The sequence below is a fragment of the Streptomyces sp. MI02-7b genome (assembly GCF_033793585.1).
Taxonomy (GTDB): domain Bacteria; phylum Actinomycetota; class Actinomycetes; order Streptomycetales; family Streptomycetaceae; genus Actinacidiphila.
On record NZ_JARAWX010000009.1, the window covers coordinates 74,639 to 94,015 of the forward strand.

Here is a 19,377-nt window from a genome sequence, read left to right on the forward strand (position 1 = left end):
CACGCGGCCGACGAGTAGACGCTTCGGGTGGAAGTGCGATAGGGGATTCTTCGGCGCTGAGTGAGAGTTGACGGACCTGCGTCGCCGAGGGCCTTCGGCCTCCCGGTGAGCGTCGTCGACACCGCATCTGGCCGCAGTGGCTGCACGGCACCAACCCGAACGTGACCGCGCTCGGCCCCTACAACATCGTTCCCGCCCTCAGAGAGGCACTGAGTACCGTGGACCGCCGCATCTTCCTGTCCGTCACCGGAGCAGCACTTACCGCCCTCGCGGCCGGCTGGGCAGCCGGCGACACCCACGCGCAGTCCGAGACGGCATCCGGGCCGCCGGTCGGGGACGAACTGGTCGCCATGCTGGAGGAATCCAGCGCAGGGCTGACCTCGCTGCCCACCGAACAGCGCCAGTACATCCCCGACTTACTCGACGCCCACCTGACGACCGTGACCAACCTGCTCGAGAACGGCCGCTACCCCAAGCGCGTGGGCCTGCGCCTGCATACCCTGGCCTCCAGCCTCTCCCAGACCGTCGCCTGGCACCGCTTCGACGTCGCCGACCACCCGACCGCCGCGAAATTCTGGATCGCGGGCCTGCGCAGCGCCCACGCCAGCGGCGACCGCGACATGGGCGCCGCACTCCTTGGTGATCTCGCATACCAGGCTGCCTGGCGCAAGGACCACGTCACCGCGGCCGGCCTCCTGGAACACGCCCTCACTCGCAGCGAACACCCCGCCGCCCGATCCTTGTTGAACCTGCGTCTCGCCCGCACCCTGGCAGCACAGGGAGAACGCCGCGCCGCACTGCGGTCGCTCGACGCGGCCGAGCGACTGCTGGACACCGCCTCCGGCAGCGAGCGGCCCGCCTGGCTCTCCGAGGCCGACCTCGCCGTCGACTCCGGGCAGGCCCTGCTCGACCTCGGCGACACCGCCCGTGCCCACCGCCTCATCGGCGAGGGGCAGGCCTTGCTGCCCCCCGCACGGGACAAGACCCGAGGTGTCTTCCTGGCTTATCGCGCTGCGAGCCACCTCAACCTGCGCGAACCGGAACTCGCCGCGGCCACCGCCCGGGAATCCCTCCAACTGGCCCGCCGCATTGGGGCACCCCGCTGCGTCCAGCTCGTCCACGACCTCATCCCGCGCTTCCGCAGCTACCGCAATGCAGAGGGTGTCCCTGAACTGCTCCACCTCGCCGCGAGCTGATCCGACAGCGCGCGGGAGATCGGGCGGGGCAGTGACTCCCGCCTCGGAGGCGACCGCGCAGGTGCACCTGCAGTTGCAAGCGCAGGCGGACAAGGGGCCCTCCAAGGGGCGTGCCCTGCCCTGCCCAGAATTGGCGGCGCGAACGAGTCTGTCGACGGGCCTCACCGGCCGTTGCGACAGACCTGACAGGACACCCTCCCAATCAGTATCCGGGCTCAGCCGTGCAGCTCGATGATCACGACGGGTAGTGGAGCTCGAAGAGGGAGCGGTTCTCGTTGACGAATTCCTCGACGGTCACCAGCGGCCGGCCGGTGATGGTCGGGGCCGCAGCACTGACGCCTGCCAGACGCCCCTCTTGCTGGTCAATGGCGGCCGCATCGAAATGCTTGAGTTTGGCCGTGTCGTCCGCAAGACCGATCATCTCGAGGAACGTGGACACGGTGACCTGTTCGAAGGGAAGGTCCCTGCCCAGCACCCGGCCCACCTCGGCTGCGAGTTCCTGGTGGCTGTACTCCACCGGGCCCGTGAGCGTGTAGATCTGGCCGCCATGCTTCTCGGGCGAGGCGAGGATCTTGGCGGCGGTCAGTGCGATGTCACGGCCGGCGATCGGAGCGAAGCGGCCGTCCCCGTTGAAGGGCATCACGTAGCGGCCGTAGCGGATGAGCCTGGAAATGTAGAGCAGCCACTGCATGAAGAAGGTGACCCGCAGGTGGCTGGTCGGGACTCCGGACCAGTCGAGGACCTGCTCGGCCAGCCAGTGGTTCTGGGTGGTCTTGCTTCGCGCGTAGGGGCGGGATTGGATCTGCGACAAGTTCACGATGAGCTCGAGATCTTGCTCCTTTGCGGCCTGCGCGAACATGACGGCCGCCTCCACGAGGCCCTCCCCCAGAGGGAAGTTGAAGTAGGCACGCTGGACCCCTTCCAGGGCGGCACGGACGTCGCGGAAGTCGAGGAGGTCACCGAGGACAACCTCCGCCCCCGCCGCGCGCAGTTCCTGTGCGCGTGCATCGTCGCTACGGACCATGGCGCGGACGTTGAAACCGTCAGCGAGCAGGTAGTCGACCATCGGCCGACCGGTCGCGCCGTTCGCGGTCGTGATCAGGATCGTGGTCATCACATCTCTTCTTTCCGCTGCCGCCCGGTGTGGTCGCGGGATGCGCACCGAGTTCGAGGCGATCACCGCACATCGTTAGATTACCAACATAATCCACGAGGTCGGATCGTGCATCCGGGGCCGTGACCTGCGCGCCTCTCTTCGTCGATCTTCAGCGTCGGCCGACCTCTCGACCGATGAAGCGCGAGAGGAAGAGATGCCCCGGGCGGCTGGGGCGAGGATCGGAAGGAGGCGGGGCAGTGCAGTCCCGACCCGGCCTTCGCGAGATGGTGGCATCCTTGGCGGGTGGTCTCATCCGATCATGCGGGCGCCGCGTTCTTCGATGTCGACGGCACCCTCGTTCCAGGCACGAGTTCGTCGGCCTTTCTGGCCGGCTTCCTTGGTCATCGCGAGGAGCTGGTCAGGGCTGAGGACGCCTACGCCTCGGGTGTCCTGGACAATCGGCAGGTCTCCGAACTGGATGCTGCGGGCTGGGCCGGGGTTCCCGAAGACCAGGTCTGTGGCCGGCTCGACGGGCTCCCCTTGGTCTCGGGCATCACGGAGACCGTGGCATGGTGCCGGCAGAACGGGTTGGTGCCCGTGCTGGCGACCCTCGCCTGGTCGCCCGTCGGCAGCTACCTGACTGACCGCTTCGGTTTCCACACGTTCAGCGGACCTCGGCTGGAGACCGCCGACGGCCGGTTCACGGGCCGGGTGGCCCGTCACTTCGACGAGTACGACAAACGCGATGTCGCCCTCGCACAGGCCCGAGAGCTCGGGGTGGCCCCCCGTTTGTGCGGAGCCATCGGAGACAGCCGCTCCGACCTGCCGCTCTTCGCATCCGTCGGGTTGAGCGTGGCGTTCAACGCATCGGCAGGAGCGCGCGAGGCGGCAACCGTCACGGTGGACGACGACGACCTGCGAAGCGTGCTTCCCGCTTTGCGTCGCTTGCTCACGGCCACTCGTTGATAGCCGCGACCAGGACGGGCGCCTCGTAGCGGACCGCGAACCTGTCGTACCTCGCGGCTACGGCCCGGTGGCTTGTGAGGCGGTTGCTCCCCCACTCGACAGCGTGTCGCTCGCAAGGGTCGGCGCGGTCCGACTTCGGCGGCCGGCCGCCATCTCACCCTGCGCAGGGGCAAGATGGGCGCATGATCCTTCGCCTCTTGCGCGACACCGACGAGGACGCCGACGCGATAGCGGTCGTGGCCTCCGCCGCCTTCGGCGCCTCCGATGCCCTGCCTGGCGGCGACCCGCCCGAGGAGATGCCTCCCGAGCTGGCGCCTCTGCTGCGGCGGCGCAACCGGTACGTCGCACGGACCGACCCCGGTGGCTGCTGGCTGGCCGTGGACGAGACCTCCGGCATGCCGCTCGGGGTCGCCCTGTCGACACGCCGCGAGGGGACATGGGGCCTGTCGCTCCTTGCCGTGCTGCCCTCCGCGCAGCGGCAGGGGGTCGGACGCGAACTGCTCGCCGCCGCCATGGCCCACGGACGCGGCTGCCTGCGCGGCATCATCTGCAGCTCCCCCGACCCCCGGGCGGCGGCGACCTACCGCCGGGCGGGCTTCACGCTGCACCCGGCGATGCGCCTGGAGGGTGCCGTCCGCAAGGGCGACCTGCCGGCGCCGGACGGGGCGGTGCACGAGGGCTCGGCCAAGGACCGCGACATGATGGACTCCGTCGACCGGCGCACCCGAGGCAGCGCCCACGGCCCCGACCACGACCAGCTGCTCACCGAGAGCGACCTGCTGGTGGTCGACGACCTCGCCGGAAGCGGCTACTGCTACATCGACCGGTACGGGAACATACGGCTGCTCGCCGCCACCTCCCGCCGCCTGGCGACCCGGCTGCTCACAGCCGCGCTGCTGAGCCTGCCCGAGGGCACCCCGGCACAGGTCGGCAATCTGACGGCCGAGCAGCAGTGGGCGGTGGACGTCGGCCTGACCGCGGGCCTGGAACTCAGCACGTCCGGCTGGATCTGCCTGCGCGGGGTGCGGCCGCCGGAGCCGTACATCCCCTCGGGCTTCTTCGGGTGACGTCGGAAGCACGTGGCGTGCCTTCCCTGCCCCAGGCGCTTGACTTCGTTCGGCGTCGGACCTTGGCGAGAACCGGTTCTCGCTCGGTCTCGGCATCGGCGGTGCGCTGACCGGGCCGGGCCCCGGGCCGGACAGAGATCCGGACCCCGGGCAGAGGCCCACCACGTGCGGCGGAGGATCGTGTTCGGTTCAGCCGCACCACCAGCGGCTGGCCGGAGAGGTCCTGTGACGCAGCCTCGGAGAGATCATGGCGATCTCTGAGCACACGACCTGGCCGAGACGGTCTGGTCGGCGGCCATCCTCATGGCGGACGACCCGAAGACTGTCACGCGGCATGTCGAGGCCCGCGCGGACGGGCACAAGCCGTACGAACGCCAGCCGCGGAGTCGCGACGGCAAACCGCCGGAAGAGGGCCAGAACGAGCGCGGCAACTTCACGCGGCGCGCCAGCAGGACATGAGGGGTCAGCGACGCGCCGCAGATGACCGTCGGCGTTCAGTGCACACGAACAGTTCGTGGAGTGAGCCGCCGTAGAGTCGTGAACTCCCGCGGCTGTGCTCGAGGATCAATCGGGAGCAGCGGTGACGGCTACGGTGTGCGTTTGCGAGACAGACGGCATTTGGTCGAACTGGCTGCCACCGAACCGAGCAGGCTGCAGACGACCTGGAGCCTGGGTCCCGTCTGCCACTCAAGCCGAACAGCCGCGGACAGGGGTGTCAGAGCTGACCTTTAGGCTCCCATTCATGATCGGCGGGGTATGCCCGCAGTACGTAAAACGGGGCTGGGGTGGGCTGGTGGAGAGCAATGCTCAGGATTTGTGGATCGGTTTCGGGAGGGCACGCGGAGGGCGTACCTTCCCGAATGATCCGTAAGGTCTCCGAGTAGGCCCGCGTTGCAGCGCGGGTCGGGAAGGTACGCCCGTGCTCAGCGTAGTCACCGACGACGGCTCCACCCAGGCCGGCTCCCTGATCGACGAGATCGTGAGGGAAGGCGCCCGCCGGATGCCGGCCCCCGCGTTGGAAGCGGAAGTCAATCGGTACATAGCCGAGTTGGCGGCCGCGACTGACGGGTCCGGTCGGCGTCTCGTTGTCCGCAATGGCCACCACCGGCCCCGGACGGTGGTCACCGCGGCCGGGCCGGTCGAGGTCAAGGCCCCGCGGGTCAACGACCGCCGCGTCGACGAGGAGACCGGCGAGCGTAAGCGGTTCTCCTCGAAGGTCCTGCAGCCGTGGTGCCGCAAGTCCCCGAAGGTCTCCGAAGTACTGCCGCTGCTCTACTTGCATGGCTTGTCGTCGGGCGACTTCGTCCCGGCGCTTGAGCAGTTCCTCGGCGGCACTGCCGGCCTGTCGGCAGCGACCGTGACAGGTCTGACCAGGCAGTGGAGCGAGGACCATGCCGCCTTCCAGAATCGGGACCTGTCGGATCGTGACTTCGTCTACGTGTGGGCTGACGGCGTCCACCCGACGGTCCGGCTCGGCCAGGCTCACTCGTGTGTCCTGGTTCTGCTCGGGGTCCGGCTGGACGGCACGAAGGAGCTGATCGCCCTGGCCGAGGGCCTGCGGGAGTCGACCGAGTCGTGGGCCGACCTGCTGCGCGACTGCCGCCGGCGCGGGATGCGTGACCCCGAGCTGGTCATCGGCGACGGTGCCATGGGCCTGTGGCGGGCGCTCGCCGAGGTGTTCCCGGCGGCCAGGTCGCAAAGGTACTGGGTTCACAAAGCCCGCAACGTCACCAACTGCCTGCCCAAGTCCGCGCAGCCCGGCGCGACGAAGGCGATGCAGGAGATCTACAACGCCGAGGACCGCACCCACGCCGAGAAGGCGATCGCGGCGTTCATGAAGACCTACGGGGCGAAGTTCCCGAAGGCTGTCGCGAAGATCACCGAGGACCGGGACGAACTGCTCGCCTTCTACGATTTCCCCGCCGAGCACTGGATTCACTTGCGGACCACCAACCCCATCGAGTCGACGTTCTCCACGGTCAAGCTGCGCACCAAGGTCACCCGCGGCGCGGGCAGCCCGGCGGCCGCGCTCGCGAAGGTGTTCAAGCTGGTCGAGTCCGCTCAGGCGCGATGGCGTGCGATCACCGGAGCTCACTTGGTGTCCCTGGTCCGCGCCGGCGCGCGATTCGAGAACGGCGTCCTGGTCGAGCACGAGGAGCAGGCCGCATGAACATTCACGACATCCTGCAGGACCCGGACGAGCACGTCCGCTTCGCGGCCTACCTCGACAAGCTGGAGCACGTTGGCGACCCGGACGAGGTTGACCTGGTCAGCCGCGTGCTCACTGATCCGGACCAGACGATGGCCCAGTCCGCTGTGCTGCGGCACCTGGACCGTCGAGCCACCGGGCTCTACGCCGGTCCCGCCTACGAGGGGTGGGCGCAGAGGATGACCCAGGCCACGATCGACCGTCCCTTCCTGGCTCAGCGCCTGCGGGAGTGGTCGCTCTTCCGCGCCATCACGCTCAAACTGCCCTGGCAGCCGGACGACCTGCTCGCGTCATCGAACTGGCTCCAGCTCAAGACCGCCGACGGGACAAACACCGAGGCCATCGAGATCCTCGCAGAAGCCGGCCGCACCAAACGGATCCGCAGCACTGCCAGGACCAGCCTCACCCACCGCAGCGAGAGCTGAAATCAGCTCACCCACAACTCTTGACTATTGCTCGCTGGTGGAATGGGACGCCGGAGCGTCACGGCTGTACAGGGAAGTTCTGCGGGTGCGGTTGTCCTGGTTGCTGTACTCACGCTTCGTTCTCAGCACGCTCCAGGCGCTCGATGGCTTTGCGGCACCATCGTCGGGCAATTCCGATGGCGCTGCAGGTCGTCGAACGACAAGACTGCACCGGTGACCATCCTGCCGCCGAAGCTCGGTTCGCTTCCTCTGCCAGTGCCGGACCCCCGTAGCCGGGGCACCGTTCTCGACTACGCGGGCATGCACGCCCTGGTTGCTTCCCTGGTTCTGCCCGGCAACGCGTCGATGCACGTCATGATCGCGATGGAAACCTCCCGGGAGCTCCTCCGGCACTCCTACTACCGGTACGAGTTCGCCACCGTTGCTGTCACGCATTCTCTGCTCGCCCTGGAACACGTCCTGGCCGAGCGTCTGGCCGTCAACGAACCACTCGGAGAGCTGATCAAGCGAGCCACCGACACAGGGCTCATTACAGCGGATCTCGAAGCCGAACTCGACCGAAGCCGACTGCTGCGCGACAAGCTCGCGAAGGGCGCCGTGACAAGTGCCGCCCTCACCCCAGTCCAGGCCATCACAATGGTGCATGCCGTCTTTGACGCTGTCTCGCTATGCCTTCGAGAAGCCAGGGCCGCCGAGATGAGTGAAGGGCAGCCCGTCGACCGACTCGCCCGACTGTGGGAGGAACACTGCCGCGCGCCGTATCCCCCAGGCTTTCGTGGAGTGGACATCGAGGGAGTGGAGCTGATCCTCCAGGACGCCGACGTCGCCGGCCTCGTCCAGAGAGAACTGAGCGGCGGACTCGACGACAACGGCATTGCCATCCTCTGGGCCTGCATCGCCGACCTCGACAAGATCGCGCCCTTGATCAATGAGGAGTACTGCGTCTCCTACTTCGGGAGACTTCGGGCGGCGGCCGGACTCATCGCGGCGCGCCACCTCCCTGCAGCGACCTGACCGCTGGAGTGCTTGAGGCTCGTCACGCTCGTAAACGGACGGCCGGCCTCGGCTCGATGTTCCAGTGAATCTCCGGGGAAACCGGCCTCGTGCTCCAGGCTGTCGACTCCCGCCAGGACGGCGTTGCGACTGCCCTCGCTGGTCTGGCAGTACGCGGCCACCAAGCCGCCGATCGCATGCACGGCCTGGACGACAGCAGCGAGGACGTCCGGCGACAGTGCGCGGAGGCAGTTGGCGCCCGCAGTGAATGCGGAAGTAGGCAGATCTCCTCGATCGGCCGTCATCCCTGGTTCGAGCGCTGCTGTCACCAGGGCCGATGACCGGGGCCCTACGCGCCCGTGGCCGCGCGCTGCCGTCCGTAGTGGCGGGCGACCCGGGCCCGGTTGCCGCAGGAAGGTTTACACCATTCCTGCCGTCCATGGGTCTTGAGGAAGTACCGGACGCACCGAGGTGCCGTGCACGCCCGCAGCCGCGCCCGATCCGGGCCGGTCAGGAAGTCGATCACGGCGCGCGCCAGCGTCGCGACCAGACGGGTCCGTGTGTCGCCTGCCGAGGAGGCCAGTCGGACGGTGGGTTCGCCGTCGCCCGGCCAGTCCAGCTGCGGGACGACCGGCTCGGCTGCGGCACACCCGTTCAGCAGCTCGAGCGCCTCGGCGGCCGGTATGAGCCGGCGCGCATCCGCCGGGCTCGGCGGAGCCGGGCTGACCGCCCTGGCGAACAGGGCCCGGGCGGCCTGCCGCAGCGCGATGATCTCGCCGTGCAGTCGCACGTCCACGGTGAGCCCCGACGTCGCCTCGGCCGAGGGTTCGCCGTGCGTCGCCAGCCACGCAGCCGTCTGCTCGGCCGTGGCCAGGTCGTCAACGACGCCCCCATTCCCGTCATGGCGAATGGTGCTCACCAACTCCAGCGCCAGACAGCGCTCCATGTCGCCGCTCCCCCTCTCTACCGGACGATCGGGCACCACTTGATCACAAACTCTTGATCACCTCAACGCCCCTACCCTATGGTCACTAACGCCAAAGTGAAAGCTATCCATTAGCTGCCCTGGTCCGACCCTGCCCTGTCCTGAGCGGAAGGGTGACCACGTAAGCAAGGGAGACAGATCAATGACAGTCCTGCTCGCACAGATCAGCGACCTGCACCTGGACGGCAGCGAACGGGCGACCGAGCGAGCCGCGCGGGTCATGGACCACCTGCGCGACCTGCCGCACCCCATCGACGCCCTCCTGGTCACCGGCGACATCGCCGACCACGGCACGCAGAGCGAGTACGAGGAGGCCGCCAGGCTCCTGTCCGCACCGTTCCCCGTGCTGACCTGCCCCGGCAACCACGACGTGCGCCCGGCCTACCGCAAGGCCCTGCTCGGCGAGGCACCCGGCGGGCAGCCGATCAACCAACTCCACCACGTTGCCGGTACGGCGGTGCTGATGTGCGACTCCACCATCCCGGGCCGGGACGAAGGGCTGTTGGAGCAGCAGACCCTCGACTGGATCGACACCACCCTCGCCGGCCTGCCGTCGTCCATGCCGGCGCTGATCGCCTTCCACCAACCGCCGGTCGCGCTCCACCACCCTCTGCCCGATTCCGGCATGCTCCGCCGGCCGGAAGGCCTCGCGGCCGTGCTCGACGCGTATCCGCAGGTCGTCGCGGTGATCACGGGGCACGCGCACACCGCCGCCGCCTCGACCTTCGCCGGCCGTCCGCTGATCGTCGGACCGGCCGTCACCTGGACCCTGCGGATGCCGTGGGAAGGCGACCGGCCCGCCGACCGTGACCAGCCGCCCGCGCTCGCCTTCCACGTCCTGGACGACGCGCACCGCCTCACCACGCACTTCCGCGTCGTGCTCTGACGGCCCCTCAGTCGCAGCCACCGCTGTGCACCCGTCCGCCGTCGCCGGGTTCCTGGCGTCGGTCTTCCCGCTGATCGCCACCCCCGGCGCCAGCCTGGCCCTGCTCATCCGGCAGGTCACCGAACACGGCCGCCGCCACGCGCTGCCCGTCATCCTCGGCACCGCCGGTGGCCTGTACGTCCACGCCACCCTCGCCATCGCCGGGCCGGCCCGCCGTGGCCATGCACTCCGGCCGTGCCTACGCCGCGGTCCGACTCGGCGGCGCCGTCTATCTCATCGGCCTCGGCCTGTGGACCTGGCGGTCCGCCCACGTCGGTCCGGCCGCCGACGGGCCCGGCGGCCGCCCGGCGACCCGGACCCGCCTTTCTCCATGCACTGCTGGCCAACGTCCTCAACCCCAAGGCGGCCTCGATCCATCTCACCCTCGTCCGCAGTTCCTGGACCGACATCAGCCGCTCGCCGGCCAGGTCCTCACCCTGGCCTGCGCCCACGCACTGCTCGTCACCGCCTGGCTGCTGGGCTGGACCGTCCTGCTCGGCCGGACGACGCAGGCACTGCGACCCGCGGCTGCGGCACTGGGGACGAGAGCCACGGCCGTCGTCCTGCTCGCCATGGGCATCCGATCCATTGCCTGAAGGCCCTGCCCGCGGGCTCCACGTGGCGCTCCGACGCGCCGGTCCAGCGGCTCGGTTCACCTCGACCCGGCGCTCGCGGACCCGGGCCGGATCCGCGGACACCTGTCACGGCGGGTCGGGCGTCCTCCGGCTACGCGCAGCCCATGTGCGAGCAGTCACCATCTGCCGGCAGCACCGAGGGGCGGTCCGGCCCGTACGAAGGCGCACGGGCCGAGGCCAGGCGGGCGGGTCAGACCTCGGAGTTGAGCCGGCCGGAGCGAAACGGTTCGACCTGGTGGGGCAGGTCGGCGAAGCCTGCTTCTGCGAGCGCTCGGGCGAGTCCCGGCAAAGCCGCGATGCGGGCGACGAGGAGCGGGTCCACCTCGATGCGGGCGCGGTCCCCGAGGTCGCGGACGCGGAGGTCCCGCACGTTCACCCCGGCCTCGGTCGTCAGCGCCCGAACGGCCCTCTCCGCGCGGTCGATGCGGGCCAGGCGGTGAGAGGTGACCTCGATCCCGTAGCGGACGCGGCTGGCGAGGCAGGGGGTCGCGGGTTTGTCCCAGGTGGGCAAGGCCCAGTGTCTGCTGAGGCGGCGTACGTCCGCCTTGGTCAGGCCGGCGTCGAGGAGCGGTGTGCGGATGCCGCGCTCCCGCCCGGCGCGGATGCCCGGACGGTGGGGGTCGGATGCGTCGTCGGCGTTGGTGCCGGTGGCCACGACGTCGACGCCGTGCTCGTGGGCGAGCGCGGTGATGGTGTCCAGCACCTCGGACTTGCAGAAGTAGCAGCGGTCGGGCCCGTTGGCCCGGTATCCGGGCCGGGTCAACTCGTGCGTGCGCGGCGTGAGATGGATGATCCCGAGGTCGCCGGCGAGGTGCCGCGCACGGGACAGCTCACCGTCGGCCAGGCTCTCCGAGACGGCGGTGACGGCCAGGACGCGCTCAGGCCCGAGCGCCCGTGCGGCCGCGGCGAGGACCAGGGCGGAGTCGGCGCCGCCCGAGTAGGCGACGGCGAGGGAACCGCCGAGCGCGCGCACGCCGTTCAGCAGCCGGCGCTCAAGGGTGTCGTCACTGTGCACGGTGTTCCTCCTGGCTCGTCTCCGTCGCCCCTTCCCGGCTCAGGCGCAGTGCGCGCGCGGCGACGGCGCGCAGGGGCAGACCCAGCGCCGTGGCCGCGGCCGCCACGTCGTCGTGCTCGGGTTTGGCCGCGTACGGACCGTGTTTGACCCGGATGGCGTGTCCGTCGACGTCGACGGTCTCGAAGGCGCGCGGCAGCGCGGTGCGGGTCGCGGTGATCCGCCGGATGCCGAGGGCACCGGTCTCGGCCAGGACCATGTCGCGCAGCCGTCCTTCGTGGTGCGCGGTGGTGAGGAGGTGCAGGACCTGCGCGGGCCTGCCCTTCTTCATCACCGCGGCGGTCGTCCAGGCGTCGAGGGCACCGGCGTCCAGGAGGCGGGTGATGAGGTGCCCGAGGAGTTCTCCGGTGACGTCGTCGAGGTTGGTCTCCAGGACGACGACTTCCTCGTTCGCCGTGGTCGGGACCGGGTCGCCGAGGGTGACGGAGACGAGGTTGGGCCGGTCGGACAGGCGGCGCGACCCCGCCCCGTAGCCGGTGGCGCCCAGTGTCATGGGGGGCGGCGGGCCGTAACGGGTGCGGACGGCGCGCAGGAGTGCGGCGCCCGTGGGTGTCACCGTCTCCCCGGAAAGGTCGCAGCCCCTGACGGCCGCTCCGGTCAGCAGGGCGAGGGTGGCCGGCGCCGGGCAGGGCAGGACGCCGTGCGCCGCGTTCACCTCGCCGCGGCCGAGCGGCAGGGGCGAGCTGATGACGTCGGTGATGCCGAGGGCGTGCAGGGCCGCGGCGTTGCCGACGATGTCCACCAGGGTGTCGTGTCCGCCGAGTTCGTGCAGATGGACGGTGGCGGGGTCGGCCTCGTGCAGTCTCCCCTCCACCTCGGCGATGGCCGTGAGGGCGGCGACGGCGAGGGTCGCGACGGGGCGGGGAGCGGCCCGGGAGGCCATCTCGATCACCTCGGCGGCACGCCGCTCGGTGCACGGATCGGTGACCTCCACGCGTACGCGGGTGGCGGCCAGTCCGTGGTCGGTGACGCGTTCGGCCGTCAGGTCCCAGCCGGTCAGGCCGGTGGCGGAGACGGCGGACCGGATCCGGTCGAGCGGTGCCCCCGCGTCGATCAGGGCGCCCAGCAGCATGTCCCCGGCCAGTCCGGTGAACGGGTTGATCCAGCAGATCACCTGGCACCTCCCGGGTCCGCCGTACCGCGGGACCGGGCGATGCGGTGAACGGCCATGGCCGCCGAGAACCCGGAGTCGATGTTGACCACGGTCACGCCGGCGGCGCAGGAGGCGTGCATGGCGAGCAGCGCGGTCACGCCGTCCAGCGAGGCGCCGTACCCGGTGGAGACCGGAACCGCCACGACGGGGGCGGCCACCAGACCGCCGACGACACTGGCGAGGGCGCCCTCCATGCCCGCCACGACGATCACCGCGTCCGCGGCCCGCAGCAGACCGCGGACCTGCAGCACGCGTTCGAGTCCCGCCACTCCCACGTCGTGCACGGCCGTCGTGTCCAGCCCGACGGCCGTGGCCACAGCGGTGGCTTCGGCGGCCACCGGCCGGTCGGAGGTCCCGGCGGCGGCCACCACGACGGAGAAGCCCGATGCGGCGGCAGGTCGCCAGAGCAGCAGCCGGGCCTCCTCGTCGTACGATCCGGACTCCACCCGCCCCAGGACGGCCGTCGCGGTGTCCGGGGCGACGCGGGTGACCAGGACGGGCCCGGTGTTGTGCTCCAGGAGGCCGGTGACGATGCCGGCGATCTGCTCCACGGTCTTGCCGGGGCCGTACACGACCTCGGGCAGTCCTTGCCGTGCCTCGCGGCCGATGTCGACGCGTGCGTATCCGAGGTCCAGTACGTCGTTCACAACCGGCTCCCTTCGATGAACGGGATGGTCTGCGGACCTTCCGGCAGGACGCACAGGCGGGCCTGCGGGCCCGCGGCGGCCAGGGCTTCGGCGACGGTCGCGGAGATGTCCCGGGTCTGCCGCAGGTGGGCCGCGGCCAGTTCGTCGTCACTGAGGTAGGAGGTGTGCATGATGACCTGACTGCCCGACTGGATACGGGCCTGGATCTGCACCTGCCACTGGTCCGGAATCGTCTCGGTGCGCGCGGAGATCTCGTTCAGGAGCGCCTGCGGGGACGGGGCCGAGGCCAGGACCCGGCGGTAGGAGCCGTGGTCGGGGAAACCGTCGCGGCACTCGGCCGCGCACACGATCGTCCCTCCGGGGCGGACCACCTGGTAGGCCGCCGACATCCCCTTGACCGCCTGGTACAGGTTCTGGTCCAGCGGGAAGCCGGAGTTGGTGGTGACGACGACGTCGAACGGTGCCCGCACCGGGCGCATCGCCATGCGCGCGGCCGCGGCCGTGGCGGCGGCGTGCATCGGCGGCAGATCGCCGCCGAACGCCGCGACGACGTCCTTGTCGCGGTTGAGCACCACGTCGAACGCGAAGGTGACACCGGTGGCCTCCGCGATGGCGCGCACGTCGTTGTGAACCGGGTTTCCGCGGGTGATGCCCCAGGTGGCGCGCGGATCGCCGATCCGGGCCGCGTCGTGCAGCACGAGCACGGTCTCCAGACCCGCCAGGCCGGGGGCGACGAGCTTCGGGCCGCCGGAGAAACCGGCGAAGAAGTGGGGTTCGACGAAGCCCGTGGTGATCCGGACGTCCGCCTCCACCCACTCCCGGTTGAGCCAGACCGGTACGCCGTCGCCGTGCCTGCCCATCCACGTCAGCCGCGAGGCGTCGCGGGCGTCGTGGTTGACGATCCTCACCGTGTCCGCGATCTCGTCGCCGAACATCGTCCGGAGTTCGGACGCGTCGTTGCCGCGATGGGTGCCCGTCGCCACGAGGATCACCACGTCCTCCCTGCGGACGATGCCGTCCAGCTCGTCCAGCAGGGCCGGGATCATCAGGTGCCGGGGCTGCGGCCGCGTGCCGTCGCAGGCCGAGATGGCCACCGTCTGCCCCGGGCGCACCCTCTCGGCCAACGGGGGCCCGGCGACCGGTTCGCGCAGGGCCGCGCGCAGGACGGCCGCCTGGTTCCGGGCCGCCGGGTGGTGGACGGGCTCGACGACGGTGGTCCTGTGCGGATCGACGTCGATGTCGAGCCCTGACTGCCCGTAGGCGAGACGTACTTTCACCGGACCGCCTCCACGGCCTCTGCGTCGTCGGCCCGCCCCCGACGGTGCCGCTCTTCCAGGCGATAGGCGCGTTCCGCCGTCGCGCGGAAGACGTGGGAGCGCTCGGCCTCGGTGAGGCCGTCCGTCAGTGCCTCCGCCGCGCCGACGACCTCCTCGTGCGAGGCGGCCGGCAGGCACACCGGCCAGTCGGAACCGAACATCACCCGCTCGGGACCGAACGCGTCGAGCACCACGTCGGCGCAGGGACGCAAGGTTGCCACGCTCCAGCGGTTCCGGCCGGCCTCGGTGGCCATGCCGGACAGCTTGCAGAACGCGTTAAGAAGGGCCGCCAGTTCGCGGACCAGCGAGGTCCAGGGCTGCATCTCACCGGTGGCCACGGGGGGTTCTGCCGGATGGTCGAGCACAAAGGTGAGTTCCGGCAGCTCCCGGACGGCCTCGATGGCCGCGGGCAGTTGATGCGGACGGACGAGCAGGTCGTAGGCGAGGTCCGCCCGCGCGACCAGGCGCAGACCCCGCCGTACATCAGGCCGGCTGAGCCAGCGGGGGTCCCGCTCGTCCTGCACGAGGTGCCTGGTGCCCACGAGCAGTTCGCCGCCCGGTGCCGCCCGCAGGGTGTCCAGCGTGCGCGGGAGGCGGTCGGACGGGAGGTCGACCCAGCGCACGACCCCGGCGACGGTCCCGGCCGTCGAGGCCAGGGTCAGGAAGTCCTCGGTCTCGCCGGTGTCGGGCAGTACCTGGACCAGGATCGTGCGGTCGACGCCCGCTGCCTGGCCCGGCGGCGCCAGGTCCTCCAAGGTGAAGTCCCGCCGCACCGGGGCCGTACCGGGTGCGTCGAGCCACGCGTGCACACGGCGCCGCGGACCAGGACCAGGGCTGGGAGCGGGGCCGTGCGTGGCGGACGGGGACGGTGCCGGCCGCCGGACGTGGTGGTGTGCGTCGATCCGGCTCATCGCTCCTCCGCTTCCAGGACGTCGAGCTCCGGCCACAGCTCCTCGGGGATCGTCATCGAGGCGAGCGCGGCGTTCACGGTGATCTCCTGTGCGCTGCGCGCCCCGACGACGACACCGGTGACAGCCGGATGGCGCAGGGGGAACCGCAGCGCGGCGGCGGCAAGCGGGACACCGTACTCGGCGCAGCGCTCACCGAGGGCCCGGGCGTGGCGGAGGACCGCTTCCGAAGCCGGCGCGCGGTCGTACACGGCGTCCGGGGCCAGGTTCGCGAGGATGCCGCTGTTGAAGACACCGCCGACGAGGACGCCCACCGCGCGTTCGGCGCACGCGGGCAGCAGTTCGTCGGCCGCGCTGCGGTCCAGCAGCGAGTAGCGGCCGGCCACGAGCACGCAATCGAGGTCGGTCTCGGTCACGAAGCGGGTGAGCATCGCCGTCTGGTTCATGGCCGCGCCCATCGCCCGGACGGCTCCCTCGTCGCGAAGCCGGGCCAGCGCCGGGTAGGCACCGCTCACGGCCTGCTCCCAGCAGCCGTCCGGGTCGTGGATGAAGACGATGTCGAAGGCGTCGAGACCGGAGCGCTCCAGGCTTTCGGCGAGTGAGCGGTAGACGCCGTCGGCACTGTAGTCGCGGACCGTGACGAGACCGGGCGCGCCATGGAAGGCCTCGTCTCCCGGGGCCGGTTCCCCCGGTACGGGCAGCCGGCCGACCTTGGTGGACACCGTGGTCTCCGCGCGCGGGTGCCCGGCCCCGGTGAGGAACGCGCCGAGCCGCTGTTCGGCGAGTCCGGCGCCGTCGTGCGGGGCGGTGTCGAAGTACCTGATCCCGGCGGCCCAGGCGGCCTTCAGCGTCTCGGTGGCCTGCCGGCGGCCGGCGGCCGAGGCGAGGCCGCCCAGCGGCGCGGTGCCGAGCCCGACGCGGCTGACGCTCACCCCGGAGCGTCCCAGAGGTACCCGTTCGGTGTACCAGGGCCGGATCGCGGGGGGCATCAGGCCCGCCCGAGGACGTGCCGCCTGCGGCTGGGCCGTTCGATCTCCGCCCTGACGACGTCGCCGGCGCGCGGGAATCCCATCGGGCTGCTCCTCGTCGTCGGTGTCACGTGCCCGCCGGCGGGCGGCGGGTCGTTGGGCCGGGCCTTCGAGCGGACGACGCCGTGTCGGGTCACCGCCGGCCCTCCGGGACGTCGCCCGTGGCACCGGAGGCGGGTTCGAGGTGCTCGCGCAGCCACTGTTCGGTGTTGCTGACGTGCAAGAGGGCGGCCGCCTGCGCCAGGGGGGCGTCACCGGCGGCCAGCGCCCGGTGGATCGCCTCGTGTTCGGCGACCGTCCGTCCCGCGGCGTCGTCGTCGACCAGGCCACGCCAGACACGGGCACGCAGCGTCCGCCCGGAGATCCCCTCCAGCAGGGTGGCGAGGGTGGCGTTGCCGGTGGCCGCGACGACGGCACGGTGGAAGGCCGCGTCGTGCTCGTTGAGGCGCTCCACGTCGTCAAGGGCCGCCCGCATCGCCTCCAGATGCCGTTCGACCTCCCGCAGTCCCGCGGCCGAGATCCGCGTGGCGGCCAGACCCGTGGCGATCGGTTCGAAGAGCCGGCGCACCTCGGTGAGCTCCAGCAGAGTGTCGCCCCGCAGCAGCTCCACCGCCGAACCGATGCTGCTCAGCAGCAACTCCGGTTCCAGGCTGGTCACATACGTCCCGTCGCCCCGGCGGATCTCCAGCACCCGGGCGACGACCAGCGCTTTCACCGCTTCCCGCATGAGGTTGCGGGACAGGCCCAGCTCCGCTGCCAGTTGCTGCTCGGGCGGCAGTTTGGCGCCGGGCCGCAGCTCGCCCGAGTGGATGAGGTCCCTGATGCGGTCGATCGCCTTGTCGGTCAAAGACATCCGTCTGCTCCCTGCTCGTCACCCAGGCGGCGGCAGCGTAGCAATACATCCCATCACTGCGGAATACATGGGATGGCCCGCACTCCACGCCCGATGTGGGACTGTCACATATCTGCAGGTCAGAAGCGTCTCGCGATCCTTTGCCTGCCGGGGGTATGGACATCCATGCGAGCCGACTCTATAAATCCATCCAATGTCCGACGCTGGTCGCAACGAAGAGAACATCTCGTTGACACATGAGGACGGGTGGTTGCCATGAAGCGGGGAGTGCGCCGGAGCCTCCGAGCCGGAGGCGCCGGAAGCGATGACTGAGCTGATCACCGCAGTCGAAGCGGTCGACGTACGGTTCCCCACGTCGCGGGAACTCGACGGTTCCGACGCCATGAATCCCGAACCCGACTACTCGGCCGCCTATGTGACGGTCCGTACGAGTGCCGGGGCGGAGGGATACGGACTCGCCTTCACCGTGGGCCGCGGCAACGAGGTGGAGGTCGCCGCCATCAGGGCCCTGGCGCCGCTGGTCGTCGGACTGCCCGTCGAGGAGGTACTGGCCGATCTGGGAGGCTTCTCGCGTCGGCTGACCGGCGACAGCCAACTGCGTTGGCTGGGCCCGGAGAAGGGGGCCATCCACATGGCCGCCGCAGCCGTCGTCAACGCCGTCTGGGACCTGTACGGCCGCCGTACCGGCAAGCCGGTCTGGCGTCTGCTGGCCGAGCTCTCCCCGGAACAGCTGGTCGACCTCGTCGACTTCCGCTACCTCCAGGACGCCCTCACCCGTGACGAGGCGCTGGAGATCCTGCGACGCGCCGAGCCCGGCCGCGCCCGGCGTACCGCGCACCTGCTGGAGCACGGCTACCCGGCCTACACCACGACTCCGGGCTGGCTCGGCTACGACGACGAGAAGCTGGTGCGCCTGTCCAAGGAAGCGGTCGCCGAGGGCTTCGGGCAGATCAAGCTGAAGGTCGGCGCCGATCGCGAGGCGGACGTACGCCGGATGCGGCTGGCGCGCGAGGCGGTCGGCCCGGACGTCAGGATCGCCGTCGACGCCAACCAGGCGTGGGGCGTGCGGCAGGCGATCGACTGGATGGCGGCGCTCACGCCCTACGACCCGTACTGGATCGAGGAGCCCACTTCCCCGGACGACATCCTCGGCCACGCCGCCATCCGCAGGGCGCTGGCTCCGGTCAAGGTCGCCACCGGCGAACACACCCACAACCAGGTGATGTTCAAGCAGCTGCTCCAGGCGGGCGCGCTCGACGTGCTGCAGCTCGACGCCAGCCGCACCGCCGGGGTCACCGAGAACGTCGCCGTCCTGCTGCTGGCCGCCAAGTTCGGCGTCCCGGTGTGCCCGCACGCCGGCGGGGTCGGGCTGTGCGAGATGGTGCAGCATCTGGCGATGTTCGACTACGTGGCGGTCAGCGGCACCACCGAGGACCGGGTCATCGAGTACGTCGACCATCTGCACGGGCACTTCACCGACCCGGTGCGCATCCGCGACGGCCGCTACCTGGCGCCCATCGCTCCCGGTATCGGCGCCGAGCTGCATCCGCGGTCCCTGGAGGACCACCGCTATCCCGACGGCCCCGTGTGGGCCGCAGAGGCCGGCGGATGAGCGCCCCCGAGTCAGCGGGCCCGAAGGCGCTCGGGACCGGCGCCACCTGCGGCATCCGGCCGGCCGCAGCCCGCCTGCCGGCGTTCCGCGGGGCCAGGACCGCCTGCCCCGGCCTCACCCCCGACGACGTCCCCGAACCCCTCACCGGCATCAGCGCGGACGCCGCCGCCGACGGAGGCACCGGAAGCCTGCCCGGCCGCCCGCGCGCCTGACCCCGGCCCCTCCCCGGACTCCGGCACGCCCGCACGTCCGCCGGCGTACAGCCCCGCCCCTGCGACCCACCGGCAAGGA

The 19,377-nt window shown here is 70.8% G+C and carries 20 protein-coding genes; 10 read left to right on the top strand and 10 right to left on the bottom strand.

Features of this window, described 5'->3' with window-relative positions; translation table 11 throughout:
• Window positions 1-161 precede the first annotated feature (161 nt).
• Complete coding sequence (locus PV364_RS16805) at window positions 162-1,196, top strand: XRE family transcriptional regulator (protein WP_319660814.1); 1,035 nt, start codon at window positions 162-164, stop codon at window positions 1,194-1,196.
• 235 nt (window positions 1,197-1,431) lie between these two features.
• On the opposite strand, the gene PV364_RS16810 is transcribed toward PV364_RS16805, so the two are convergent.
• Window positions 1,432-2,310: an NmrA family NAD(P)-binding protein gene (locus tag PV364_RS16810; RefSeq protein WP_319660815.1), complete on the bottom strand. Its 879-nt coding sequence runs from the start codon at window positions 2,308-2,310 to the stop codon at window positions 1,432-1,434.
• A gap of 285 nt (window positions 2,311-2,595) precedes the next feature.
• On the opposite strand from PV364_RS16810, the gene PV364_RS16815 reads away from it, so the two are divergent.
• From PV364_RS16815 to PV364_RS16835, 5 genes are all read left to right on the top strand, one after another.
• On the top strand, window positions 2,596-3,258 hold the full coding sequence (locus PV364_RS16815) for an HAD-IB family phosphatase (RefSeq protein ID WP_319660816.1): 663 nt from the start codon (window positions 2,596-2,598) through the stop codon (window positions 3,256-3,258).
• Window positions 3,259-3,440: 182 nt separating this feature from the next.
• On the top strand, window positions 3,441-4,325 hold the full coding sequence (locus tag PV364_RS16820; RefSeq protein WP_319660817.1) for a GNAT family N-acetyltransferase: 885 nt from the start codon (window positions 3,441-3,443) through the stop codon (window positions 4,323-4,325).
• Window positions 4,326-5,244: 919 nt separating this feature from the next.
• Window positions 5,245-6,495, top strand: coding sequence for an IS256 family transposase (locus PV364_RS16825; RefSeq protein WP_319660818.1), 1,251 nt, complete (start codon window positions 5,245-5,247; stop codon window positions 6,493-6,495).
• Window positions 6,492-6,959: a hypothetical protein gene (locus tag PV364_RS16830; RefSeq protein WP_319660820.1), complete on the top strand. Its 468-nt coding sequence runs from the start codon at window positions 6,492-6,494 to the stop codon at window positions 6,957-6,959. The genes PV364_RS16825 and PV364_RS16830 overlap by 4 nt, the downstream gene beginning before the upstream one ends.
• 213 nt (window positions 6,960-7,172) lie before the next feature.
• Window positions 7,173-7,973 carry a hypothetical protein gene (locus PV364_RS16835; protein ID WP_319660821.1) on the top strand — a complete coding sequence of 267 codons (801 nt, stop codon included), beginning with the start codon at window positions 7,173-7,175 and terminating at the stop codon, window positions 7,971-7,973.
• Window positions 7,974-8,301: 328 nt separating this feature from the next.
• Here the strand turns inward: PV364_RS16835 and PV364_RS16840 are convergent, their stop codons facing one another.
• On the bottom strand, window positions 8,302-8,898 hold the full coding sequence (locus tag PV364_RS16840) for a CGNR zinc finger domain-containing protein (RefSeq protein ID WP_319660822.1): 597 nt from the start codon (window positions 8,896-8,898) through the stop codon (window positions 8,302-8,304).
• A 181-nt stretch (window positions 8,899-9,079) separates the two neighbouring features.
• Here PV364_RS16840 and PV364_RS16845 point away from each other — a divergent pair, with 181 nt between their 5' ends.
• Window positions 9,080-9,823 carry a metallophosphoesterase gene (locus PV364_RS16845; protein ID WP_319660823.1) on the top strand — a complete coding sequence of 248 codons (744 nt, stop codon included), beginning with the start codon at window positions 9,080-9,082 and terminating at the stop codon, window positions 9,821-9,823.
• Between the two features lie 7 nt (window positions 9,824-9,830).
• Here the strand turns inward: PV364_RS16845 and PV364_RS16850 are convergent, their stop codons facing one another.
• On the bottom strand, window positions 9,831-10,007 hold the full coding sequence (locus PV364_RS16850) for a hypothetical protein (RefSeq protein WP_319660824.1): 177 nt from the start codon (window positions 10,005-10,007) through the stop codon (window positions 9,831-9,833).
• Window positions 10,008-10,038: 31 nt separating this feature from the next.
• Between PV364_RS16850 and PV364_RS16855 the strand changes: the two genes are divergently transcribed.
• Window positions 10,039-10,458: a hypothetical protein gene (locus PV364_RS16855; RefSeq protein ID WP_319660825.1), complete on the top strand. Its 420-nt coding sequence runs from the start codon at window positions 10,039-10,041 to the stop codon at window positions 10,456-10,458.
• Between the two features lie 229 nt (window positions 10,459-10,687).
• On the opposite strand, the gene larE is transcribed toward PV364_RS16855, so the two are convergent.
• From larE to PV364_RS16890, 7 genes are all read right to left on the bottom strand, one after another.
• A complete protein-coding gene (gene larE / locus PV364_RS16860) occupies window positions 10,688-11,512 on the bottom strand; it encodes an ATP-dependent sacrificial sulfur transferase LarE (RefSeq protein WP_319660826.1) in 825 nt (274 codons plus the stop codon).
• Window positions 11,502-12,683, bottom strand: a complete 1,182-nt coding sequence (gene larC / locus PV364_RS16865; RefSeq protein ID WP_319660828.1) for a nickel pincer cofactor biosynthesis protein LarC — start codon at window positions 12,681-12,683, stop codon at window positions 11,502-11,504. Before larC ends, larE begins: the two co-directional genes overlap by 11 nt.
• Window positions 12,680-13,369: a nickel pincer cofactor biosynthesis protein LarB gene (larB, locus tag PV364_RS16870; RefSeq protein ID WP_319660829.1), complete on the bottom strand. Its 690-nt coding sequence runs from the start codon at window positions 13,367-13,369 to the stop codon at window positions 12,680-12,682. The genes larC and larB overlap by 4 nt, the downstream gene beginning before the upstream one ends.
• Entirely contained in the window at window positions 13,366-14,646 is a 1,281-nt protein-coding gene (larA, locus tag PV364_RS16875; protein WP_319660830.1) for a nickel-dependent lactate racemase, read from the bottom strand. Before larA ends, larB begins: the two co-directional genes overlap by 4 nt.
• Window positions 14,643-15,596 (bottom strand): amidohydrolase family protein, encoded by a 954-nt coding sequence (locus PV364_RS16880; RefSeq protein ID WP_319660831.1) that lies wholly within the window; start codon window positions 15,594-15,596, stop codon window positions 14,643-14,645. Before PV364_RS16880 ends, larA begins: the two co-directional genes overlap by 4 nt.
• Window positions 15,593-16,525, bottom strand: coding sequence for an aldo/keto reductase (locus PV364_RS16885; RefSeq protein ID WP_319660832.1), 933 nt, complete (start codon window positions 16,523-16,525; stop codon window positions 15,593-15,595). Before PV364_RS16885 ends, PV364_RS16880 begins: the two co-directional genes overlap by 4 nt.
• A gap of 229 nt (window positions 16,526-16,754) precedes the next feature.
• On the bottom strand, window positions 16,755-17,474 hold the full coding sequence (locus tag PV364_RS16890) for a FadR/GntR family transcriptional regulator (RefSeq protein WP_319660833.1): 720 nt from the start codon (window positions 17,472-17,474) through the stop codon (window positions 16,755-16,757).
• A 304-nt stretch (window positions 17,475-17,778) separates the two neighbouring features.
• Between PV364_RS16890 and PV364_RS16895 the strand changes: the two genes are divergently transcribed.
• A complete protein-coding gene (locus PV364_RS16895) occupies window positions 17,779-19,086 on the top strand; it encodes an enolase C-terminal domain-like protein (RefSeq protein WP_319660834.1) in 1,308 nt (435 codons plus the stop codon).
• Complete coding sequence (locus PV364_RS16900) at window positions 19,083-19,298, top strand: hypothetical protein (RefSeq protein WP_319660835.1); 216 nt, start codon at window positions 19,083-19,085, stop codon at window positions 19,296-19,298. The genes PV364_RS16895 and PV364_RS16900 overlap by 4 nt, the downstream gene beginning before the upstream one ends.
• Window positions 19,299-19,377: the final 79 nt, after the last annotated feature.

What these genes read in the sequence shown, in the direction of transcription:
- PV364_RS16840 (WP_319660822.1), bottom strand. Translation starts at nt 8,898, where the DNA reads ATGGAGCGCTGTCTGGCGCTGGAGTTGGTGAGCACCATTCGCCATGAC.
- PV364_RS16810 (WP_319660815.1), bottom strand. Translation starts at nt 2,310, where the DNA reads ATGACCACGATCCTGATCACGACCGCGAACGGCGCGACCGGTCGGCCG.
- PV364_RS16830 (WP_319660820.1), top strand. Translation starts at nt 6,492, where the DNA reads ATGAACATTCACGACATCCTGCAGGACCCGGACGAGCACGTCCGCTTC.
- PV364_RS16880 (WP_319660831.1), bottom strand. Translation starts at nt 15,596, where the DNA reads ATGAGCCGGATCGACGCACACCACCACGTCCGGCGGCCGGCACCGTCC.
- PV364_RS16895 (WP_319660834.1), top strand. Translation starts at nt 17,779, where the DNA reads ATGACTGAGCTGATCACCGCAGTCGAAGCGGTCGACGTACGGTTCCCC.
- PV364_RS16900 (WP_319660835.1), top strand. Translation starts at nt 19,083, where the DNA reads ATGAGCGCCCCCGAGTCAGCGGGCCCGAAGGCGCTCGGGACCGGCGCC.
- PV364_RS16845 (WP_319660823.1), top strand. Translation starts at nt 9,080, where the DNA reads ATGACAGTCCTGCTCGCACAGATCAGCGACCTGCACCTGGACGGCAGC.
- PV364_RS16890 (WP_319660833.1), bottom strand. Translation starts at nt 17,474, where the DNA reads ATGTCTTTGACCGACAAGGCGATCGACCGCATCAGGGACCTCATCCAC.
- PV364_RS16820 (WP_319660817.1), top strand. Translation starts at nt 3,441, where the DNA reads ATGATCCTTCGCCTCTTGCGCGACACCGACGAGGACGCCGACGCGATA.